The organism is Nocardioides sp. BGA-UO-ETr-FS32 (assembly GCF_059567905.1).
Window position 1 is genome coordinate 546,691 of sequence record NZ_JCAQOX010000015.1, and the last position, 19,261, is coordinate 565,951.

The window sequence follows — 19,261 nt, forward strand, 5'->3', positions numbered from 1 at the left end:
AGGAGCAGCGGCGGGGTGCGGCGGTCGGACCCGGTGGCTGTCCGGGCCGTGGGGGTCGTGGTCGTGGTCAGAGCAGGCCTGCCGCGGTCATCAGCTCGGTCACCTGCGGGCCGTTGAGGTTGGCCACGTCGACCGCCGGCGGCTCGAGCTCGTCGAAGGGCTTGACCTCGGGGTCGAGGCTGGCGTCGGGGTTGAGGGGGTACTCGAGCGCGTACGACTCCGCCATCGCCTGCTGCGCCTCGGTGCCGGTGAGCCAGGTGACGAACTCCTCCGCGGCCTCCGTGTTCTCGCTGCTGGCGAGGATGCCGGCGCCGGAGATGCTGAGGAAGGCGCCGGGGTCCTGGTCGCCGAAGAAGTGGAGCGCGGAGGTGTCGGAGTCGGTGCCGTTCTCCTGGCGGTCGCGGTACCAGTAGTAGTGGTAGGCGATGCCGGCGTCGACCTCACCGGAGTCGACCGACTGCATGACGACGAGGTTGTTCTGCACGATCACGCCGTTGGCCTCGAGCCCGGCGAGCCACTCCGCCGTGGCCTCCTCGCCTTCGAGCTCGAGGACGGCGGACACGATCGCCTGGAAGTCGGCGCCGGTGGGGGAGAAGGCGACGCGGCCCTGCCACTCGGGGTCGGCGAAGTCGAGGATCGAGGCGGGCATGTCGGCCTCGGTCATGGTGTCGGTGTTGTACATCGCGACGGTGGAGCGGGCCAGGAAGCCGGTCCACGTGCGGTCCGCGGGGACGTACTCGTCCGGGATGGTGGCGGTCGCGGACTCGGGCAGCTCGGCGAACAGGCCGGCGTTGTCGACGATGCTCATCGCGGGGGAGTTCTCGGTGAGGAAGACGTCGGCGGGGGAGTCCTCGCCCTCCTCGGTGATCTGGTTCGCCATCTCGAGGTCCTTGCCGTGGCGGAGCTCGACGTCGAGGCCGGACTCCTCCTCGAAGAGCGGGATGATCTCGTCGAGCAGCTGCTCGTGCTGGGCGTTGTAGACCACCAGGTCGGGAGAGCCGAAGACGCCGCAGCCCGACAGGGCGGAGGCGGCGAGGAGGCTGCCGGCGAGGGCGACAGCCGTACGGGAGGTGGCGCGGCGCGGGGGAGTCGTCACGAGGGTGTCCTTACTTTGCTTAGGCTCGCCTAACTCTAGACCCGTCCGGCCGCCGTGGGGGAATCGAGCCCGTGATGCTGGTCTCACCGGGGTTAGCGATCGCTAACCTGCTGGCGCTAGCATGCGAGGCATGACCTTCGAGCTGTCCCCCGAGCACGAGCAGTTCCGCCGCAGCGTCCGTGACTTCGCCGAGGCCGAGATCGCGCCGCACGCCGCGCAGTGGGACCGCGACCACCACTTCCCGACCGACGTCGTGCAGAAGATGGGCGCGCTCGGGCTCATGGGACTGACCGCGCCGGAGGAGTTCGGCGGCGCCGGGATGGCCGGCGAGGACGGGGGCTTCACCTCGCTGTGCCTGGCGATCGAGGAGGTCGGCCGCGTCGACCAGTCGATGGGCATCACGCTCGAGGCAGCGGTGGGCCTGGGCATCAACCCGATCCTCACCTTCGGCACGGACGAGCAGAAGAAGACCTGGCTGCCCGACCTGGTCGCCGGCGACGCGATCGCGGGCTTCGGCCTCACCGAGCCGGGTGCCGGCTCCGACGCCGGCGCGACGAAGACGAAGGCGGTCCTCGAGAACGGCGAGTGGGTCGTCAACGGCGCCAAGCAGTTCATCACCAACTCCGGCTCCTCCATCACCTCGCTGGTGACGGTGACCGCGCGCACCGGCGAGCGGGCCGACGGCCGACCGGAGATCTCGACGATCATCGTGCCCGCGGGCACGCCCGGCTTCACCGCCGAGAAGGCCTACGACAAGCTCGGCTGGCACGCCTCCGACACCCACCCGCTGTCCTTCGACGACGCCCGCGTGCCCGAGGGCAACCTGCTCGGCGAGCGCGGTCGCGGCTACGCGCAGTTCCTCGCCACGCTCGACGACGGCCGGGTCGCGATCGCTGCCCTCGCGGTCGGCTGCATCCAGGCCTGCCTCGACATGTCCGTGCAGTACGCCGGCGAGCGGCAGACCTTCGGCGGGCCCATCGGTCGCAAGCAGGGTCTCGCCTTCCAGGTCTCCGACCTGCAGGTGATGCTCGACGCCTCGCGGCTGCTGACCTACAAGGCGGCCGCGATGAAGGACGCGATGGACGCCGGCTCCTCGTCGGTGTCGATGGCCGCCTTCAAGCAGGCCGCGGCCGTCGCCAAGCTGTACGCCACGGAGTCCGCGGTGACCGCGACCCGCATCGCGACGCAGGTCTTCGGCGGCTACGGCTTCATGGAGGAGTACCCGGTCACCCGGTTCTACCGCGACGCCAAGGTCCTCGAGATCGGTGAGGGCACCTCCGAGGTGCAGCGGATGCTGATCGCGCGGGGGCTCGGGCTGCCGGTCGAGTGAGCCGGCGTCCCGTCGCCCGTCACGACGAGGTGGTGCTCGCCAGCGCCTCCTGGAGGGCGGCCTCCAGGGCAGCTTCCAGCTCCGCGTCCGCCTCCAGGCCGGGCATGCCGACGCCGACGGAGGTGAAGGTGCCGTCGACGCAGGCCTGCCCCGACGCGGCCTGGGGATCCTTGTCGCTCGGGATGTAGGTGATGGCGTAGTCCGACCCTGCGGGGACGTCGCCCTGCAGCTCGAGCATGTCGGTGAAGAGTCCGCAGGCTCGCTCGGAAGGGATCGTCCTCCCGCTCTCGATCATCTGCGTCGCCTCCTCGAGCCGGCGCCGGAGCCCGGGGTCACCGAGAGCATCCGCCGCCTCGATCTGGTCCGCCAGGGCGGGGAGGGCGCGGGCCCACTCGCCTGCCGGCACCTGGGCCACCTGCACGCCCACGCCGTCGAGGCGCCCGTAGATGCAGGAGGGGAGGTCCGATCCGGGGACGGTCGCCTCCTGTCCCTGCAGCTCCTCGCCCGCCAGCTCGCGGATCGTGGCCGCAGTGAGGAGAGCGCACGGGCCCGTGGCGTCCGGCGTCGAAGTCGGGGTGGAGGTCGGGGTGGAGGTCGGGGTGGACGATTGCTCGCTCGCCGACGACGACGACGACGGATCAGCGTGCTCCGCGTCGTCGCCGGACGACCGCCCAGAACCGGCGCAGGCGGCCGAGAAGGCCACGAGGAGACTGACGGCGCCGAGACGGAGCTTCATGGAGCGACCCTACGTCCGCGGCCGGACGAGCGGGCGCAGCGTGGCCTCATGCCTCCGCGAGGGCGCGCACCGAGGGGCTGGTCGGCCAGCGACCTCCTGGGATCATTGCGTCCGGCGATGTGTGAAGACCTTCGGTCCCCGTGATGGGCTCGAGCCCGCCAACGACGACCCCGCTGCAGTCCTCGCAGGCTCGGTCGATCGGCTCGTCGCAGCGGTATCAGCTGCCTGGCCAGTACATCTGCGACCGGTGTGCGCCACACTCAAGTCATGAGCCTCAGTGGTGACATCCGGACGGCCGCCCGCCGCGTGTCGTGGAAGGTCTTCGGTGCGGGTGCCGCCCTTGCCCTCTTCGCTTCTTGCGCCGTCGTCGCCCTGGCGACGCGCAGCTTGCCCCCCGTGCTGGCGCTCCTGGTCGGCGGCTCGGTGGTGGTGTTTCTCGCGGGCCTCACCCTGGACGCCCTCAAGGCACCTTTCGACCGCGCCCCTGGCGCACGGGTCGGGTCCGGCTCGCGCGGCGGCTGGATCTGACTGACGCGCACATCGGCTGCCGGTTTCATTGACGCAGACCGGTGCCTGGCGAGGCTCGGTCCAGGCGGGTCGGGACTCAGGCTGGCCGCGGGGCGTACATGATCACCGCGACGCCGACGAGGCAGATCAGCGCGCCAGTGATGTCGTAGCGGTCCGGGCGGAAGCCGTCCACGGCCATGCCCCAGGCGAGTGAGCCGGCGACGAAGACACCGCCGTACGCCGCCAGGATCCGTCCGAAGTTCGCGTCCGGCTGCAGTGTGGCGACGAAGCCGTAGAGGCCCAGCGCGATCACGCCAGCGCCGATCCACAGCCACCCCCGGTGCTCGCGCACGCCCTGCCACACCAGCCAGGCACCCCCGATCTCGGCCAGCGCGGCGAGGGCGAACAGGACGAGTGACTTCGCGATCGTCATGGGCGGAGTGTGGCAGCCGCGGCACGCGGTCAGCCGGCGAGGACGTAGTCGATCGTCAGGACCGGGAGGTCACGCCGCGTGACCGTCGCGATCGGCGGCGGCCTGGTGGTGCGGGAGTGGCCGGTCGGTGTCGTGGTGGTCACGGTGCCGCCCGGCCCGGGTCTGGCTCGCCAGCGAGGTGCTTCCTTGGCGTAGTTGCAGGCCTCGCACAATCCCTGCCCGTTCGTGGCGGACGTGGCTCCATCGGCCCCGTGTCGAACCACATGGTCGACGTGGCGGATCGGAGCATCGCACCACGGCGTACGGCAGAGCTGGTCACGCAGCTTGATGAGGCGGGCGAGGCCGGCAGGGAAGAGACGAGCGCGACTGTCCATCGCGACGAGCTCGCCCGTGGTCGGCGAGGCATAGAGCCGACGGAGCCAGAGCTCCTCGCCGGCGCCGAGGGCCCTGGCGACGATCTCGCGGGCCAGCTCGGCCGGGATCGGGCCGAAGCCGGCGAGGCGAGCCTCGTCGTCGGCCGTGCCGAGGAGCGCTTCGTGGGACATCACGAGGTTGAGGTCGACGGGGCGGGTGGAGCGACCCGAGCACGAGGTGTCGTCATCACCGTCCGCGATCTCCGAGCCCAGGGCGCGCCGAACCAGCTCGTCGGCCATCACCTGGCCCTTGGTGCGCGGATCGCCCTGCGCGACAGCACTCTCGGCGTCGCGGGTGAGGGCGGCGAACGCAGCGACGCCGGCCGCCACGGGCAGCAGGGCGGACAGCCAGACCATCGTGTCGGGAGCGGGGCGGATCGAGACGCGGCGCTCGGACTCGGCCTTGCGCCGGCGGGCCGTTACTGCCTCCGCGTCCAGCCGCGCTGCCTCGGACTGCGCGCGACCCACGACCTCTCGGTCGCTCATCGCCTCGAAAGCGTCGTGGTCAGAGGCCAACATCTCGTCGATGGCCAACCGGTGCTCGAGGGACAGGCAAGCGGTCTCGCGCGCCACCACGGTCGCGCGCCACTCGGTGACGCGACCGGCCCGCCACGCCGCCCACGTGTGCGGCAGCTCGGTCCGCACGACCCGTGCCAGACCGAGGTGGCGCTGGCCGCGGTGCGGCGACTCGCGGCGTGCCCGAGCCACCATCGATCCGACGCCCTGGCCGCGGCGGGCGGCCGGGACGCCGAGGGCGTCGTGGTCCGCCTCGACCGACTCTGCCAGATCTGCAGCGTGCGCTGCCTGCGCCGCGGTGGCAGTGCAGACCAGCTCCTCGAGCGCGCGGATGAGGTCGACCCGCCCCACGTCGTCGAGTCCGCTCGACGCGTCGAGCGACACCTGCACCTCGCGCCGCATCGCCGCGATCGCGGCTGCGGTGAGAGGGGCTTGGGTGCCGGACATGCGACCACTCAATCAGGGGGCACCGACAGTCACCGGGCGGCCTGTGGACAGTCGGGCGAAGGGGGCCGGTGTGGACGATTGGTGGCTACCTGTGGTCCGTCGCAGTGCCGTCGGACCCAGCGCAGGCGCTCCTTCGAGCGGCGCGGGAACGGCACCCCTCGCATCTCCTCCTCCCGACGGATCCGCCGGCACCCACCTCGCCCTACCCTCGCCCCATGTCCAGCACGAGCCAGCGCGTCCTCACGTGGTTCGGCGTCGACGACACCTGGGAGCGCCCGCGGCCACCGATCGGCCGCCAGGACGTGGTGCTCGCCGCGAGCGTCGAGGCGATCAGCCTGCTGGCCCTCGAGCTCGTGCGGAGTGCCGGCGGCCTCGACCGCACCGACGTCCCGGTGTGGACCCAGTGGCTGGCGGTGTCGTCCGGCGCCGTCCTGCTGCTCGGCCGCAGGCGGTGGCCGCTGGTCGTGGCGAGCCTGGCCGCGCTGCACATGTTCGTCGCGGGCGTGAGCATGCCCGAGGTGATGGGCCAGATGTCGCTGCAGATCGTCTACTTCGTGGCGCTCCTGTCGGGCGTGGCCTGGGCGCGTGACCGTCGCGCGATGGCGGTCGTCGTCGGCACCATCGTGCTCTTCATGTTCGCCTGGATCGGCTGGCAGTTCGCCGCCGGCTCGGCCCTCCAGGAGTGGCTCGACGAGGAGGAGTCGCCCGAGCGCCTCGGCCTCTTCCCGCCGATCCCGGCCGCGGTCGCGATCACCCTGCTGGTCAACGCCCTCTACTTCGGCGGTGCCATCGTCGGCGGGGGCGTGTCCTGGCGCGCCGCCCGGCAACGCCTGCGGCTCCAGGAGCAGGCCACGACCATCGCCGCCCAGGCCGGTCGCCTGCGCGAGCAGGCCGTCGTCGACGAACGCCTCCGCATCGCCCGCGAGCTGCACGACGTGGTCGCCCACGGCGTGTCCGCGATGGGCATCCAGGCCGGAGCCGCACGCCGGGTCCTCGACCGCGACCCGGACGCCGCGCGTACGGCCCTGTCGCACGTCGAGGACGCCTCCCGCGACGCGGTCACCCAGATGCGGCGGCTGCTCGGCACGCTGCGCGAGGGCGCCGGGGACGGCGAGGGCGACGGCACGGGGGCGCGTACGACCGACGCCGGCATCGGCGACCTGCCCGAGCTCGTCGACGGGGTCCGCGGGCACGGGCTCGCGGTCCACCTCGACGTGGTCGAGGCGCAGCCCGGTGCGACCGGGCGCCTCCCGCGCGGCATCGGGCTCGCGGTCTACCGCACGGTGCAGGAGGCCCTCACCAACGTGGGCCGTCACAGCACCGCCGACACGGTCTCCGTGGTGGTGCGCGTCGACGAGTCCGCGGCGTACGCCGAGGTCGAGGTGGTCGACAACGGCCGGCCCCGCCACGGGACCTCCGGCAGCGGGCTGGGGCAGCTCGGCATCCGCGAGCGTGCCGCGACCCACGACGGCCAGGTCGACATCGGCCCGCGCGTCACCGGCGGCTACCGCGTGCGGGTGCGCTACCCGCTCGGGGCGTCGTGATGGAGGCGCCGCTCAGGGTCCTGCTCGTCGACGACCACGCGATGGTCCGCTCGGGCTTCGCGATGGTGCTCTCGGTCGAGGACGACGTCGAGGTCGTCGGAGAAGCCGCCGACGGGCTCCAGGCCCTCGAGGCCGCACGCGCCACGCGACCCGACGTGGTGCTGATGGACGTCCAGATGCCCCGCATGGACGGCATCGAGGCCACCCGCCACCTCGTCGCCGAGGACCTCGGGCACGTCGTCATCCTGACCACCTTCGACCGCGACGACTACCTCTTCGACGCCCTGCGGGCAGGCGCCAGCGGCTTCCTGCTCAAGAACGCCGGCCCCGAGCAGCTCCTCGACGCCGTACGCGCCGCCGGTCGCGGCCACGCGCTGCTCGCGCCGGAGGTGACCCGGCGCGTCATCGCGAGGATGGCGGGTGGACCGACGCCGGTCCCTCGCACCGAACCCGACGAGCTGGCGCGACTCACCGCACGCGAGCGCGAGGTGCTCGTGCTCCTGGGTCGTGGGCGCTCCAACGGCGAGATCGCCGCCGAGCTCGTGCTGGGCGAGGCGACGGTGAAGACCCACGTCTCCAACGTCCTCGCCAAGCTCCACCTGCGCGACCGGGTGCAGGCGGTCGTCTGGGCGTACGAGGCCGGCCTCATCCTCCCGACGGAGGAGTGAGCGGCCCCTCGCCGGCTCCACCCGGAGGTTCCGTCGCGCGGGGGATCCGGTGACGCGCGTGCGTCACTAGCGTCGTCGCCATGCTGGAGATCCGGGAGCTGACCAGGCGGTTCGGTGACAACACCGCCGTGGACCACGTGTCGTTCGAGGTGCCGGCCGGTCAGATGACCGGCTTCGTCGGCGGCAACGGCGCGGGCAAGACGACGACCATGCGCATGGTCATGGGCGTGCTCGGCATCGACGAGGGGGAGGTGCTGTGGCAGGGCCGGCCGATCACCCGGCTGGACCGCCGCACGTTCGGCTACATGCCCGAGGAGCGCGGTCTCTACCCCAAGCAGCCGATCCTCGACCAGCTCGTCTACATCGCTCAGCTCAAGGGTCTGGGGCGCGTCGCGGCGCGGACCCAGGTGAGCGAGCTGCTGGAGCGGTTCGGCCTCGGCGGGCGGACCAAGGACCACCTGGAGAAGCTGTCGCTGGGCAACCAGCAGCGGGTGCAGATCATCGCCTCGGTGCTGCCCAGGCCGGCCGCGCTGGTCCTCGACGAGCCGTTCTCGGGGCTGGACCCGATCGCGGTCGACTCGATGGTCGACCTGCTGCGGGAGCACACGAGCGACGGGATCCCCGTCCTCTTCTCCAGCCACCAGCTCGACCTTGTCGAGCGCCTGTGCGACCGCCTGGTCGTGCTGGCCCACGGACGCCGGGTCGCCGCCGGGACGGTGACGGAGCTGCGCGACGCGGGGGTGCCGCGCTTCCGTCTCGTCCTCGGCGGCGACGCCGGTTGGGTGCGTGACCAGCGGGGGCTCGAGGTCCTCGACCTCGACGGGGCGACCGCGCTGGTCGAGGTCCGTCAGGAGGGCGCCGAGCAGCACCTCGTCGCCGAGGCCACGAGCCGCGGCGACGTCCACGAGTTCGTCCGGGTCCGCCCGGCACTCAGCGAGATCTACCGGGAGGCCACCGCATGAGCACCGACCAGGACGCCGGCAGGAACACCGACCCCGCGTGGCTCCTCGTCACCCGCCGCGAGGTCGTCTCGCGGATCACCGACAAGTCGTTCCTGCTGGGCACCGCGTTCATGGTCGTGCTGATCGCGGGCTTCATCGGCTTCTCGGCCTGGCAGGAGGAGCGCACCGAGCGGATCACCCTCGCCGCCACGCCCGACGCGGTCGCGATGGCCGGGGCGATCGCCGAGGCCGCACCCGAGGTCGACGACACGGTCGAGGTCACGGTCCTCGAGACGGACGACGAGGCCGCCGCCGAGACCGCGCTGCGCGAGGACGAGGCCGATGCCTGGCTGCACCCCACCGACGACGGCTGGCAGCTGACGTCGGAGTCGAGCGAGCAGGACGCGCTGACCGCCGTCGCCCGCGCCGTCGTACGCCAGCAGGTCCTCGCCGACAACGCCGCGAGCGCGGGCACCTCCGTGGAGGCGCTCGAGGCCGGCAGCACGGTCACCACCGACTTCCTGCGCGGTGACGCCGAGCGGGCCGGCGTCGCCGAGGCCGTCGGCTTCGTGTTCGTCTTCCTGTTCTACTTCGCCGCGCTGGTCTTCGGCATGCAGCTGGCCTCCTCGGTGATCGAGGAGAAGCAGAGCCGCATCGTGGAGATCATCGCCGCAGCGATCCCGCTGCGGCACCTGCTGGCCGGCAAGGTCCTGGGCAACACCGCCCTGGCGATGATCCAGCTCCTGGTCTACCTCGCGGTGGGGCTGGTCGGGATGTCGTTCACGCCCTACAAGTCGTACGTGCCGGCGCTGTCCGGCCCGACGGCCTGGTTCATCGGGTTCTTCTTCGCCGGCTTCGTCGCACTGGCCTGCCTGTGGGCCGTCGCGGGCTCGCTCGCCTCCCGCACGGAGGACCTCCAGGCGACCTCGACCCCGCTGACGATGCTGATGCTCGTGATGTTCTTCGGCGGCGTCTCGCTCGACGGCCGCGCCCAGGTGATCGCGTCGTACGTCCCGCCGGTCTCGGCGGTCGTGATGCCCAAGCGGATCCTCGCCGGCGGCGTGGAGTGGTGGGAGCCGCTGCTCGCCCTGGGCCTGCTGGCCGTCTTCGCCGCCGTCACCGTCCGGATCGGCGAGCGCCTCTACCGCCGCGCGCTGCTGCAGACCGGTGGTCGGGTCAGCCTCCGCCAGGCCTGGGCCGCCGCCGAGTAGCCCCCGGCAGACGGGGACCTCAGAACAGGTCGACCAGCGACGAGGTCCCCGTCACCACGGCCCAGAACCGCAGCCCGCGGCCCAGCAGGCCGGTCACCATGAAGATCCAGAACGGGACGCCCAGGGTGCCGGCCAGCACGGCGGTCACGGCGTACGGCGGGATGCCGGTGCTCGCCGACACGAAGAGCAGGCCGGCGGTGAACCAGGGGCGGCCCTCGGCGCGTGCGTGCCACGTCTCGAGCGACGCCCTCGCCTTCGGCTTCTGCAGCTGGCGGTGCACCCACGGTGCGCGGTCGAGGTTCATGCCGCCCCAGTACCAGATGATCTTGCCCAGCATCTGGCCGACCGTGGCCGCGACGATCAGCCCCCACATGTGGTGCGGCGCCTGGGTGACGGCCACCGCGAGGATGGCCTCGATGTTGATCAGCGGGAGCAGGGCGGAGCCTATCGACGCGCCCAGCACGCTCCAGAAGAGCATCAGCCGACGGCTCCGGGCACGGGCAGTCCGATCCGCACCAGTCGGTGGAGTGACACGCACTTGAGGACCAGCAGGGCCGAGGCGATCGCCAGCCCCACCCACATCCAGCCGGTCACGAGCAGCAGCACGGCGAAGAGCGCGCTGTTGACGGCCTTGGCGGGCTTGGACCAGTTCCACAGCCAGATCGGCCGGTCGACGACGAAGAAGTAGTTGGGGCTGCGCACCGGCCACGCCAGGAACGCGATCGACAGGAAGAAGTCGACCACCATGAACTCGGCGAGATAGACGAAGATCGCGGGCGACAGGTCGGGCTGGAGCCACGCGAGACCGATGTAGAACGCTGCTGCGTTGAAGCGGTCGCACATGATGTCGAGGACCGCGCCGATCCGGGTCTCGCAGTCGCGGACCCGCGCGTAGAACCCGTCGAGCATGTCGCCGACCCAGTAGACGCCGAGTGCGACGACGAGCAGGGTCAGGCTCTGCTCGTAGGCCGCGGTCGCAGCCAGGACCACGGAGACAATGGTGCGGACCGCCGTGATCACCGTCGCGCCCGTCAGCAGCCGCTCGACGCGTACGCCGTAGAGGTTGTCCGGATCGGCCACCGGCTGCGCCGACCAACCCCCCTGCCCGCCCTGCTCCCCGCTCCCCACGGTGCGTGATGCTAGCGGGTCGCCGACCACAGGTCGGGCCACGCGTGGCCGAGCTCGAGGACGAGCTCGCGCAGCAGCGGCAGGCTGACCCCGACCACGTTGTGGTGGTCTCCCTCGATCCCGCGGATGAACGCGCCCCCGAACCCGTCGATCGTGAAGGCGCCCGCGACGTGCAGCGGCTCGCCCGTGGCGACGTACGCCTCGATCTCGTCGTCGCCGACGTCGGCGAAGTGGACGGCGGTCGACCCCGTGGCCGCCGCGACCCGTCCCGTGGCGGTGTCGCGGAGGCTGTGCCCGCTGTGCAGCACACCCGTACGCCCGCGCATCGCCTGCCAGCGCCGCCGTGCCTCGTCCGGGTCGCGGGGCTTGCCGAGCGCCTCGCCGTCGAGCTCGAGCACCGAGTCGCAGCCCAGGACGAGCGAGCCGGGCGGCACGTCGTCGCGCGCGGCGACCGCGGCGCACTTGAGCTCGGCGAGCTGGAGCGCGAGCTCGGCCGGAGGGAGGTCGCTCACCTGCGACTCGTCGACGCCGCTGACGACCACGGTCGGGTCGAGCCCAGCGGCCCGCAGCGTCGCGAGCCGCGCAGGTGAGGCCGAGGCGAGGACGAGCGTCGTCACATCCGCTCCAGGGCGGCGCGCAGCGGGTCGAGGCCGAGCGAGCCGAGGTCGAGCGCGGCCCGGTGGAACGCCTTGAGGTCGAAGTCGTCGCCCTGCCGCTCCTGCACACCGGCACGGGCCTCGAGCCAGATCCGCTCGCCGACCTTGTAGGACGGCGCCTGCCCGGGTAGGCCGAGGTAGCGCTTGACCTCGAACTGGATGAACTCGTCGTCCATCCGGCAGTGCAGCCGCATGAACTCCAGGCCCAGCTCGGGCGTCCAGGTCTCACCGGGGTGGAAGGGGGCGCCGTGGGCGCCGAGGCGGTTGTCCTCGGGGATCCTCAGCTCGAGGTGCATGCCGATGTCGACGATGACGCGCGCCGCGCGCAGCGACTGCGCGTCGAGCATCCCGAGGAGGTCGGCAGGGTCGTCGAGGAAGCCGAGCTCCTCCATCAGCCGCTCGGCGTACAACGCCCAGCCCTCGCCGTGGCCGCTGCACCAGCACATCAGTCGCTGCCACCGGTTGAGGGTGTCGCGGCGGTAGGCGGTCTGCGCCACCTGCAGGTGGTGGCCGGGGACGCCCTCGTGGAAGACGGTGGTGACCTCGCGCCAGGGGTGGAAGTCGTCGATGCCGTCGGGCACCGACCACCACATCCGGCCCGGGCGCTCGAAGTCCTCCGACGGCCCGGTGTAGTAGATGCCGCCGTCGTTGGTGGGCGCGAGCATGCACTCGATGCGGCGGATCGGCTCCGGGATGTCGAAGTGCACGTCGGCCATGGCGGCGACCGTGCGGTCGGCGAGCTGCTGCATCCAGTCGCGGAACGCCTCGCGGCCGTGCACCACGCGCTCGGGGTCGGCGTCGAGGTGCGCGACGGCCGCGTCGACGTCGGCCCCGGGGACGATCCGCTCGGCGGTGGCGGCCATGAGGTCGAAGAGCCGCTGGAGCTCGGCCCAGCCCCAGGCGTACGTCTCGTCGAGGTCGACCCCGGCGCCGAGGAAGTAGCGGCTCGCGAGGGCGTACACCTCGCGGCCCACGCCTTCCTTCTCCCTGCCCTGCGGCTCGAGCTCGTCGCTGAGGAACAGCCCGAACGCCGCCGTCGCGGCGCTCGCGGCACCCGCGAGGGCGCGGAGCCCGGCTCCGTCGACGGACGTGTCACCGGCACCGAGCCGGTCGGCGAGACCGAGGTAGAAGTCGCCCGCCTCGCCGGTCTGGCCGGTCCAGCGACGTACCTGCTCGGCCACCTCGGCGTACTGCCGGGCCGCGACGACGTTGCCCTTGCGGGCCTCGTCGGCGAGCGTGACGCGCAGCCCCTCGAGGGCGGCTGGCACGCCGGCGAGGCGGGACGCGATCGCCGCGACCGCCTCCTCGCCCTCGGTCGGCATCAGGTCGAAGACGCCCCGGATCTCGTGCAGCGGGCTCCACAGCACCGACATCCGCGACCGGTTCACCCCGGCCTCCTCCAGCTCGATCTCGAGGCGGGTGCGTTCCAGGAACGCGTCCTTCGCCGCGGCCTCGCGGTCGTCGACAGGTGTGGCGGCCTCGACGGCGGCGACGGCCGCCCGCGCCAGGGCCAGCCGGGCGTCGAAGCCCGCGGGGGAGAAGTCCGTGAGCTCGTGCTCGTGGCCGCTGACGCCGATCGAGGTCGCCGTCAGCGGGTCGAGTGCGCAGTAGTCGTCGACGTAGGCGTCGCAGAGGGCGTCGATGGTGCGGTCGGTCGTCGAGGCGTCGGTCACGCGGCGACCCTAGCCCCGCGCCGGTGGCGGTCCTCCGCCGACAGTGGAGCGCGCGGCCGCTAGGTCCGGTCGTACGCTCCACTGTCGCCGATCTGGCACGTGGGTCCGCATGGGCGCACGCGTTGCTGCCACCCGCGCTGCCGCAGCACCTCACCCACGATGGCCGCCAGCCGGCACGGGTCGAGGACCTGCGCCCACCCGGGCCGGAGCGTGACGTGGTCGCTGAGCGACGCGTCGAGGTCGCGCTGGAGGTCGGACCAGCGGTCGGTCGCGTCGCGGTGGCCGAAGGCGCCGTCGAGCTCGACGAGCGTGCGCTGGTCGCCGTAGCGCACGTCGCGGCACACGAGGCCCGATGCGGTGCGCTGGCGGAGCTGGCGCTGCCCCGAGGGCAGTCCGTGCGCGCGCTCGACGTCACGCAGGTATCGCCGCTCGAGGACCGACCGCGTGCCGGCCGCGACGTCGGTGAGCACCTCGGCGAGCAGGGCCCGCTGCCTGAGCCGGGGGAGGTCGGCGATCGTCTCCACCAGTCGGTCGGCGGTCGTGAAGCCCTGGTGCACGGCGTCGGAGAGCAGCGCGACGGCTCCTGCCTCGTCGCGCGCGGACGCCGCCTTGAGGAGGGCGAAGTCGAACGTGGCTCGGGGCGGACGGCGGTGGTCCTGCACCCACCGCGCAAGGTCGGCGACGCGCTCGAGCACGACCCCGTCCGGCGGGCGGATCCGTCGCTCTCTCCCGACCACGAGGTGTATCGGTCGGCTGCCGCTGGTCGTCGGCGCCCGGTCCCTCGTCATCCCGTGCGCGTCGAGCGCCGACTCACGGTGGAGCGCGGCGGGTGCGCAGGCAAGAACCGCAGCCCACTCGAGCTGGCGGCGGGACGGCCGGCCGGTGTGCGAGACGTAGACCTGCCGATGCACCTCGACCAGCTCCCGACGCGCGAGCATGCGGCGTACGTCGTTGCGCGAGGCGCCGACCGACACCAGCTGGTGCCGCGCCACCACGCCGTCTTGGTCACGCAGCAGCCGGCGCAGGGCCGCGTGGTCGAGCGTGCTGGTCGCGCGGGTCGGCATCCCCCGACCATGACGGGGCCGTCCGTGCTCGCACCACCACCCGGGCGGCATCTGTGGACAGGAGGACTCGACAGTGGAGCGCGCGGCCGCTAGGTCCGGCCGTACGCTCCACTGTCGGCGCGTGGACGCGGGCGCTAGCGCGGCAGGCCGCTGGCCCGCCAGGCGCCGGGACCGCTGCGGTGGGTCTGGCGCACCCCGCGGGCGGGGTGGTTCCAGACGGGTCGTGGCCGCCTCGGCGGCTCGCCCGTGCCGGAGCCCAGGGCCGAGAAGACCGCGACGAGTGCCGCGATCTCCTCGGGGGTGGCGTCGGGGTTGACGACACGCAACACCGGCTCGGAGCTCGCTGCGCGCGCACCGTCCGTCGGTTCCGACGAAGCAGGGCTCACTTCGTTCGCCGCTTCATCGGTCACAGCGGGATGTTCCCGTGCTTCTTGGCCGGCAGGGTCTCCCGCTTGGTGCGCAGCAGCCGCAGGGCGCGGACGACCTCGATGCGGGTCTCGTGGGGCGCGATGACGGCGTCGATGTAGCCGCGCTCGGCCGCGATGTAGGGGTTGGCGAGTGTGGTCTCGTACTCGTCGATGAGCTCGGCGCGTCGGGCCTCGACGTCCCCGCCGTCCTCCGCGACCTTCTTGAGGGTCTTGCGGTGCAGGATGTTGGCGGCTCCCTGGGCGCCCATCACCGCGATCTGGGCGGTGGGCCAGGCGACGTTGATGTCGGCGCCGAGGTGCTTGGAGCCCATCACGTCGTAGGCGCCGCCGTAGGCCTTGCGGGTGATCACGGTGATCAGCGGGACGGTCGCCTCGGCGTAGGCGTAGATGAGCTTGGCACCGCGGCGGATGATGCCGTCCCACTCCTGGTCGGTGCCGGGCAGGAAGCCGGGCACGTCGACGAAGGTCAGGACCGGGAGGTTGAAGGCGTCGCAGAACCGGACGAACCGCGCGGCCTTCTCGGAGGCGTCGATGTCGAGGGTGCCGGCGAACTGCATCGGCTGGTTGGCCACGACTCCGACGGACTGGCCCTCGACGCGGCCGAAGCCGACGATGATGTTGGGCGCGAACAGCTCCTGGACCTCGAGGAACTCCTCGTCGTCCACGACGGCGGTGATCACGTCGTGCATGTCGTAGGGCTGGTTCGGGGAGTCCGGGATGATCGTGTCGAGCGACCGGTCGAGGTCGGTGACCTCCATGTCGGGTGCCTCGTCGAGGACGGGGGCCGGGTCGAGGTTGTTCTGCGGGAGGTAGGACAGCATCGCCTTGACGTAGTCGATGGCGTCCTCCTCGTCGGAGGCCATGTAGTGGGCGTTGCCCGACTTGGTGTTGTGCGTGCGCGCGCCACCGAGGTCCTCCATCGTGACGTCCTCGCCGGTGACGGTCTTGATGACGTCGGGACCGGTGATGAACATCGCGGAGGTCTTGTCGACCATGACCGTGAAGTCGGTGACCGCGGGGGAGTAGACGTGGCCGCCGGCGCAGTTGCCCATGATCAGGCTGATCTGCGGGATCACGCCGGAGGCGTGGACGTTGCGGCGGAAGATCTCGCCGTAGAGGCCGAGGGAGACCACGCCCTCCTGGATGCGGGCGCCGGCGCCCTCGTTGATGCCGATGATCGGGCAGCCGGTCTTGATCGCGAGGTCCATGACCTTGGTGATCTTCTCGCCGTAGACCTCGCCCAGCGAGCCGCCGAAGACGGTGAAGTCCTGGCTGAACACGCACACCATGCGGCCGTTGACCTCGCCGTAGCCGGTGACGACACCGTCGCCGTAGGGGCGGGTCTTCTCGAGGCCGAACGCGGTCGAGCGGTGCCGGGCGAGCTCGTCGAGCTCGACGAAGGTGCCCTCGTCGAAGAGCATCTCGATGCGCTCGCGGGCGGTGCGGCGGCCCTTGGCGTGCTGCTTCTCGATCGCCTTGTCCGACCCGGCGTGCACCGCCTCGTCGAGGCGACGCTCGAGGTCGGCGAGCTTGCCGGCGGTCGTGTGGATGTCGATGTCCATCTCCTGCGGGGGGACGTCGGTGCCTTCACCCGGCTGTGCGCTCACGCGGTGGCCTCCTGTGGCTGGGGTCGGTCGCCAGGGGCGTCGTGCCCCGGGCCCGGTCTCTGGGGCAATCTAGACCCCATGACGTCCAGCCCGGCACCTCGCCCACCCCTCGACCCCGGCCGGCTCGCGACGCCCGCGGGCTGGCGCGTGGAGGTGGTGGAGGCGACCCCCTCGACCAACGCCGCGCTCACCGAACGGGCCCGGGCGGGCGAGCAGCCCGGCCTGGTCCTGGTCACCGAGCACCAGACGGCCGGGCGCGGACGCCTCGACCGGGCGTGGGAGACGCCGGCCCGGTCGTCGCTGACGTTCTCGGTGCTGCTGCGACCCGACGTGCCCGCGACCTCCTGGTCGTGGCTGCCGCTCCTCACCGGGTACGCCGTGCAGGCCGCGCTCGCGGACCGGCTGCCCGACATCGCGCTGAAGTGGCCCAACGACGTGCTGGTCGACGACGGTTCCGGTGCGGGACGCAAGGTCTGCGGCATCCTGGTCGAGCGGGTCGAGGCCCCGGACGGTCCGATGGCGGTCGTCGGGGTCGGCGTCAACGTCGACCAGACCCTCGACGAGCTCCCGGTCGCGACCGCGACCTCGGTCTTCCTCGAGACCGGGGAGCCGGTCGAGCGGACGGGTCTGCTCGGCCAGGTGCTCGGCTCGCTGCACGGCCTCCAGGGCCTGCTCGACGACGTCGACTCCCTGCGCCGGGCGTACGCGCACGTCTGCGTCACCCTCGGCCGCACCGTCGACGTCCACCTGCCGGGCGGCGACGTACGCCGTGGCGAGGCCCTCGACATCGACGCCACCGGCGCGCTGGTGGTCGCGACCGACGACGGCGCGCTCACCGTGGCCGCCGGCGACGTGGTGCACGTCCGCTCCGCCTGATCGTCGCGGCGCGACCTGCCTAGAAGTCGGGTGCACCGGGTGACATGATCGGCGCGTGGCCTACCCGAGCAAGCTCCTCAACCCCGGAGAGCACGTCGTCGTCTCCACGCGGACGCACGCCAAGGCGCTGATCTTCCCGGGCCTCGGAGTGATCGTGGCGCTCGCCCTGGCCCTCTTCGTCACCGGCCTCGTCGACGACGGCGTCGTGCGGATCGCCGTGTGGGTGCTGTTCCTCGCGGTGGTCGTCTGGTTCCTCGTCGGGCCGTTCCTGCGGTGGGCGACGACGACCTACACGTTCACCAACCGCCGCTTCATCAAGCGCTCCGGCTTCATCTCGAAGGAGGGCCGCACGATCCCCCTCAACCGGATCAGCGGCGTGGACTTCGAGATCGGCGTCATCGACCGCATCTTCGGCTGCGGCACGTTGGTCGTCTCCGACGCCAGCACCGACGGCAGCGTCGAGCTCTACGACATCCCCGACGTCGAGAAGGTCCAGCTCCAGGTCTCCGACGAGCTCCACCGCCTCGCCAGCGGCGACCGCCGGGACGATGGCGCCTGACCGCAGGCGCCGCGGCGAGCTGCCCGACTCCGGCGCCGAGGGTGCGCCGGGCGAGCAGCTCGACCACGCGATCCTGCGCAGCACCCCGCAGTTCAACGCGCTCGAGGTGGCGGCCGAGACCGGGGTGACGATCGACCAGACGCGCCGGCTGTGGCGAGCCCTCGGCTTCCCGGAGTTCAGCGGGGAGAAGGCCTACACCGCCGCCGACATCGAGGCCGTCGCGACGGTGATGGGCTTCGTCGACTCGGGCGCGGTCGACTTCGACATGGCGGTCAACCTCACCCGGGGCGTGGGGCAGACCATGGCGCGGCTCGCCGACTGGGAGGTCTCCACGCTCGTCAGCCGGGTGGAGGAGATGGAGGCCGGTGAGGAGGCCACCGGCTCGCGCATCGGGTCGGCGAGGCGCCTCATCGACGAGGTCAACCCGCCCTTCGAGCGGCTCCTGGTCTACGCCTGGCGGCGCCACCTCGCAGCCGCGGTCGGCCGGATCGAGGCGATGGGCGCCAAGGACGAGGACCTCCACACGATCGACGTGACCGTCGGGTTCGCCGACCTGGTCTCGTTCACCGCGTTGTCCAACACCCTCGACCGCGACGAGATCGGCGACCTCGTCGAGGTCTTCGAGAGCCGGTGCCAGGACGTCGTGGCGCGCTACGGCGGACGCATCATCAAGAGCCTCGGCGACTCGGTCCTGTTCGTCACCAACACCGCCGAGGAGGCGGTCGGGGTGGCCGAGGGGATCATCAACGTGATCGGCCGCGACGCCAAGATGCCCGACGTACGCCTCGGCCTGGCCAGCGGCCCGGTCGTCCAGCGTCTCGGCGACATCTTCGGCCCGCCGGTCAACATGGCCGCCCGGCTCACGCAGGTCGCACGCCGCAACCGGCTGATCGTCGACCAGAACACCGCCGACCTGCTGCCGACGGAGGAGTGGGAGAACCGGCGGCTGCCGGCGCGTCCGGTCCGGGGGTTCGGCCTGGTGGAGCCCGTGGCCGTACGCCGGCGCTGAGCGCGTGGCGCCCGAGGTGGACCAGACCACTCGGGCATTTTTCGTCCATAAGGACCACCCGGGCCGCGTGCGGTCCTTACGTTCAGCGCGTGTTGGCTGTGCAAGACGTGCGACTGGACCCCGGCTCCCGACGGGTGTGGCGTGGCGAGCGTGAGATCACGCTCTCCCGCAAGGAGTTCCAGCTGCTGCATGCCCTGATGGCGCGTCCGGGCGACATCGTCACCCGCGGTGAGCTGATGGCCGACGTGTGGCAGACGTCGTTCTACACCAACTCCAAGACCATCGACGTCCACCTGGGCTGGCTGCGCCGCAAGCTCGGCGACGACCCGCGGAGCCCGACGCTGATCACCACGCACCGCGGGCGCGGCCTGCGCTTCGAGTCGTCGGCGGACACCGTCGCCAGCTGAGCCCAGGCCTTC

At 72.0% G+C, this 19,261-nt stretch carries 21 protein-coding genes; 10 read left to right on the forward strand and 11 right to left on the reverse strand.

Annotated elements, in window-relative coordinates:
- Positions 1 to 67 precede the first annotated feature (67 nt).
- Positions 68 to 1,096 (reverse strand): iron ABC transporter substrate-binding protein, encoded by a 1,029-nt coding sequence (locus tag AC57BS_RS16095; protein WP_496412445.1) that lies wholly within the window; start codon positions 1,094 to 1,096, stop codon positions 68 to 70.
- A 130-nt stretch (positions 1,097 to 1,226) separates the two neighbouring features.
- Between AC57BS_RS16095 and AC57BS_RS16100 the strand changes: the two genes are divergently transcribed.
- Positions 1,227 to 2,426 (forward strand): acyl-CoA dehydrogenase family protein, encoded by a 1,200-nt coding sequence (locus tag AC57BS_RS16100; protein WP_496412446.1) that lies wholly within the window; start codon positions 1,227 to 1,229, stop codon positions 2,424 to 2,426.
- A gap of 19 nt (positions 2,427 to 2,445) precedes the next feature.
- On the opposite strand, the gene AC57BS_RS16105 is transcribed toward AC57BS_RS16100, so the two are convergent.
- On the reverse strand, positions 2,446 to 3,162 hold the full coding sequence (locus tag AC57BS_RS16105; protein ID WP_496412447.1) for a hypothetical protein: 717 nt from the start codon (positions 3,160 to 3,162) through the stop codon (positions 2,446 to 2,448).
- A 267-nt stretch (positions 3,163 to 3,429) separates the two neighbouring features.
- Between AC57BS_RS16105 and AC57BS_RS16110 the strand changes: the two genes are divergently transcribed.
- Positions 3,430 to 3,690 (forward strand): hypothetical protein, encoded by a 261-nt coding sequence (locus AC57BS_RS16110; RefSeq protein WP_496412448.1) that lies wholly within the window; start codon positions 3,430 to 3,432, stop codon positions 3,688 to 3,690.
- Between the two features lie 76 nt (positions 3,691 to 3,766).
- Here AC57BS_RS16110 and AC57BS_RS16115 read toward each other — a convergent pair whose 3' ends face one another.
- Both AC57BS_RS16115 and AC57BS_RS16120 read right to left on the reverse strand, forming a co-directional pair.
- The gene (locus AC57BS_RS16115) at positions 3,767 to 4,102 is read right to left on the reverse strand and encodes a YnfA family protein (protein WP_496412449.1); all 336 of its coding nucleotides are present in this window, start codon (positions 4,100 to 4,102) and stop codon (positions 3,767 to 3,769) included.
- A gap of 29 nt (positions 4,103 to 4,131) precedes the next feature.
- Positions 4,132 to 5,478, reverse strand: a complete 1,347-nt coding sequence (locus AC57BS_RS16120; protein ID WP_496412450.1) for an HNH endonuclease — start codon at positions 5,476 to 5,478, stop codon at positions 4,132 to 4,134.
- A gap of 215 nt (positions 5,479 to 5,693) precedes the next feature.
- Here AC57BS_RS16120 and AC57BS_RS16125 point away from each other — a divergent pair, with 215 nt between their 5' ends.
- The 4 genes from AC57BS_RS16125 (at position 5,694) to AC57BS_RS16140 (ending at position 9,842) form a co-directional block, all read left to right on the forward strand.
- Positions 5,694 to 7,022 carry a sensor histidine kinase gene (locus AC57BS_RS16125; RefSeq protein WP_496412451.1) on the forward strand — a complete coding sequence of 443 codons (1,329 nt, stop codon included), beginning with the start codon at positions 5,694 to 5,696 and terminating at the stop codon, positions 7,020 to 7,022.
- Positions 7,022 to 7,690, forward strand: a complete 669-nt coding sequence (locus tag AC57BS_RS16130; RefSeq protein ID WP_496412452.1) for a response regulator — start codon at positions 7,022 to 7,024, stop codon at positions 7,688 to 7,690. The genes AC57BS_RS16125 and AC57BS_RS16130 overlap by 1 nt, the downstream gene beginning before the upstream one ends.
- A gap of 80 nt (positions 7,691 to 7,770) precedes the next feature.
- Complete coding sequence (locus AC57BS_RS16135; RefSeq protein WP_496412453.1) at positions 7,771 to 8,652, forward strand: ABC transporter ATP-binding protein; 882 nt, start codon at positions 7,771 to 7,773, stop codon at positions 8,650 to 8,652.
- Positions 8,649 to 9,842 carry an ABC transporter permease gene (locus AC57BS_RS16140; protein ID WP_496412454.1) on the forward strand — a complete coding sequence of 398 codons (1,194 nt, stop codon included), beginning with the start codon at positions 8,649 to 8,651 and terminating at the stop codon, positions 9,840 to 9,842. The genes AC57BS_RS16135 and AC57BS_RS16140 overlap by 4 nt, the downstream gene beginning before the upstream one ends.
- A gap of 19 nt (positions 9,843 to 9,861) precedes the next feature.
- Here AC57BS_RS16140 and AC57BS_RS16145 read toward each other — a convergent pair whose 3' ends face one another.
- From AC57BS_RS16145 to AC57BS_RS16175, 7 genes are all read right to left on the reverse strand, one after another.
- Positions 9,862 to 10,320, reverse strand: a complete 459-nt coding sequence (locus tag AC57BS_RS16145; RefSeq protein WP_496412455.1) for a VTT domain-containing protein — start codon at positions 10,318 to 10,320, stop codon at positions 9,862 to 9,864.
- Complete coding sequence (locus AC57BS_RS16150; protein WP_496412456.1) at positions 10,320 to 10,970, reverse strand: CDP-alcohol phosphatidyltransferase family protein; 651 nt, start codon at positions 10,968 to 10,970, stop codon at positions 10,320 to 10,322. The genes AC57BS_RS16145 and AC57BS_RS16150 overlap by 1 nt, the downstream gene beginning before the upstream one ends.
- 11 nt (positions 10,971 to 10,981) lie before the next feature.
- Complete coding sequence (locus AC57BS_RS16155) at positions 10,982 to 11,587, reverse strand: Maf family protein (RefSeq protein ID WP_496412457.1); 606 nt, start codon at positions 11,585 to 11,587, stop codon at positions 10,982 to 10,984.
- Positions 11,584 to 13,299 (reverse strand): DUF885 domain-containing protein, encoded by a 1,716-nt coding sequence (locus tag AC57BS_RS16160; protein ID WP_496412458.1) that lies wholly within the window; start codon positions 13,297 to 13,299, stop codon positions 11,584 to 11,586. Before AC57BS_RS16160 ends, AC57BS_RS16155 begins: the two co-directional genes overlap by 4 nt.
- A gap of 59 nt (positions 13,300 to 13,358) precedes the next feature.
- Positions 13,359 to 14,363, reverse strand: coding sequence for a hypothetical protein (locus AC57BS_RS16165; RefSeq protein WP_496412459.1), 1,005 nt, complete (start codon positions 14,361 to 14,363; stop codon positions 13,359 to 13,361).
- A gap of 134 nt (positions 14,364 to 14,497) precedes the next feature.
- Positions 14,498 to 14,692: an acyl-CoA carboxylase subunit epsilon gene (locus AC57BS_RS16170; RefSeq protein ID WP_496412460.1), complete on the reverse strand. Its 195-nt coding sequence runs from the start codon at positions 14,690 to 14,692 to the stop codon at positions 14,498 to 14,500.
- A gap of 77 nt (positions 14,693 to 14,769) precedes the next feature.
- On the reverse strand, positions 14,770 to 16,353 hold the full coding sequence (locus AC57BS_RS16175; protein WP_496412755.1) for an acyl-CoA carboxylase subunit beta: 1,584 nt from the start codon (positions 16,351 to 16,353) through the stop codon (positions 14,770 to 14,772).
- A 123-nt stretch (positions 16,354 to 16,476) separates the two neighbouring features.
- On the opposite strand from AC57BS_RS16175, the gene AC57BS_RS16180 reads away from it, so the two are divergent.
- The 4 genes from AC57BS_RS16180 (at position 16,477) to AC57BS_RS16195 (ending at position 19,249) form a co-directional block, all read left to right on the forward strand.
- A complete protein-coding gene (locus tag AC57BS_RS16180; RefSeq protein WP_496412461.1) occupies positions 16,477 to 17,274 on the forward strand; it encodes a biotin--[acetyl-CoA-carboxylase] ligase in 798 nt (265 codons plus the stop codon).
- Between the two features lie 55 nt (positions 17,275 to 17,329).
- Positions 17,330 to 17,833: a PH domain-containing protein gene (locus AC57BS_RS16185; RefSeq protein ID WP_496412462.1), complete on the forward strand. Its 504-nt coding sequence runs from the start codon at positions 17,330 to 17,332 to the stop codon at positions 17,831 to 17,833.
- The gene (locus AC57BS_RS16190) at positions 17,823 to 18,842 is read left to right on the forward strand and encodes an adenylate/guanylate cyclase domain-containing protein (RefSeq protein WP_496412463.1); all 1,020 of its coding nucleotides are present in this window, start codon (positions 17,823 to 17,825) and stop codon (positions 18,840 to 18,842) included. The genes AC57BS_RS16185 and AC57BS_RS16190 overlap by 11 nt, the downstream gene beginning before the upstream one ends.
- Before the next feature lie 89 nt (positions 18,843 to 18,931).
- Positions 18,932 to 19,249, forward strand: coding sequence for a winged helix-turn-helix domain-containing protein (locus AC57BS_RS16195; RefSeq protein WP_496412464.1), 318 nt, complete (start codon positions 18,932 to 18,934; stop codon positions 19,247 to 19,249).
- The last annotated feature ends 12 nt before the right edge of the window (positions 19,250 to 19,261 follow it).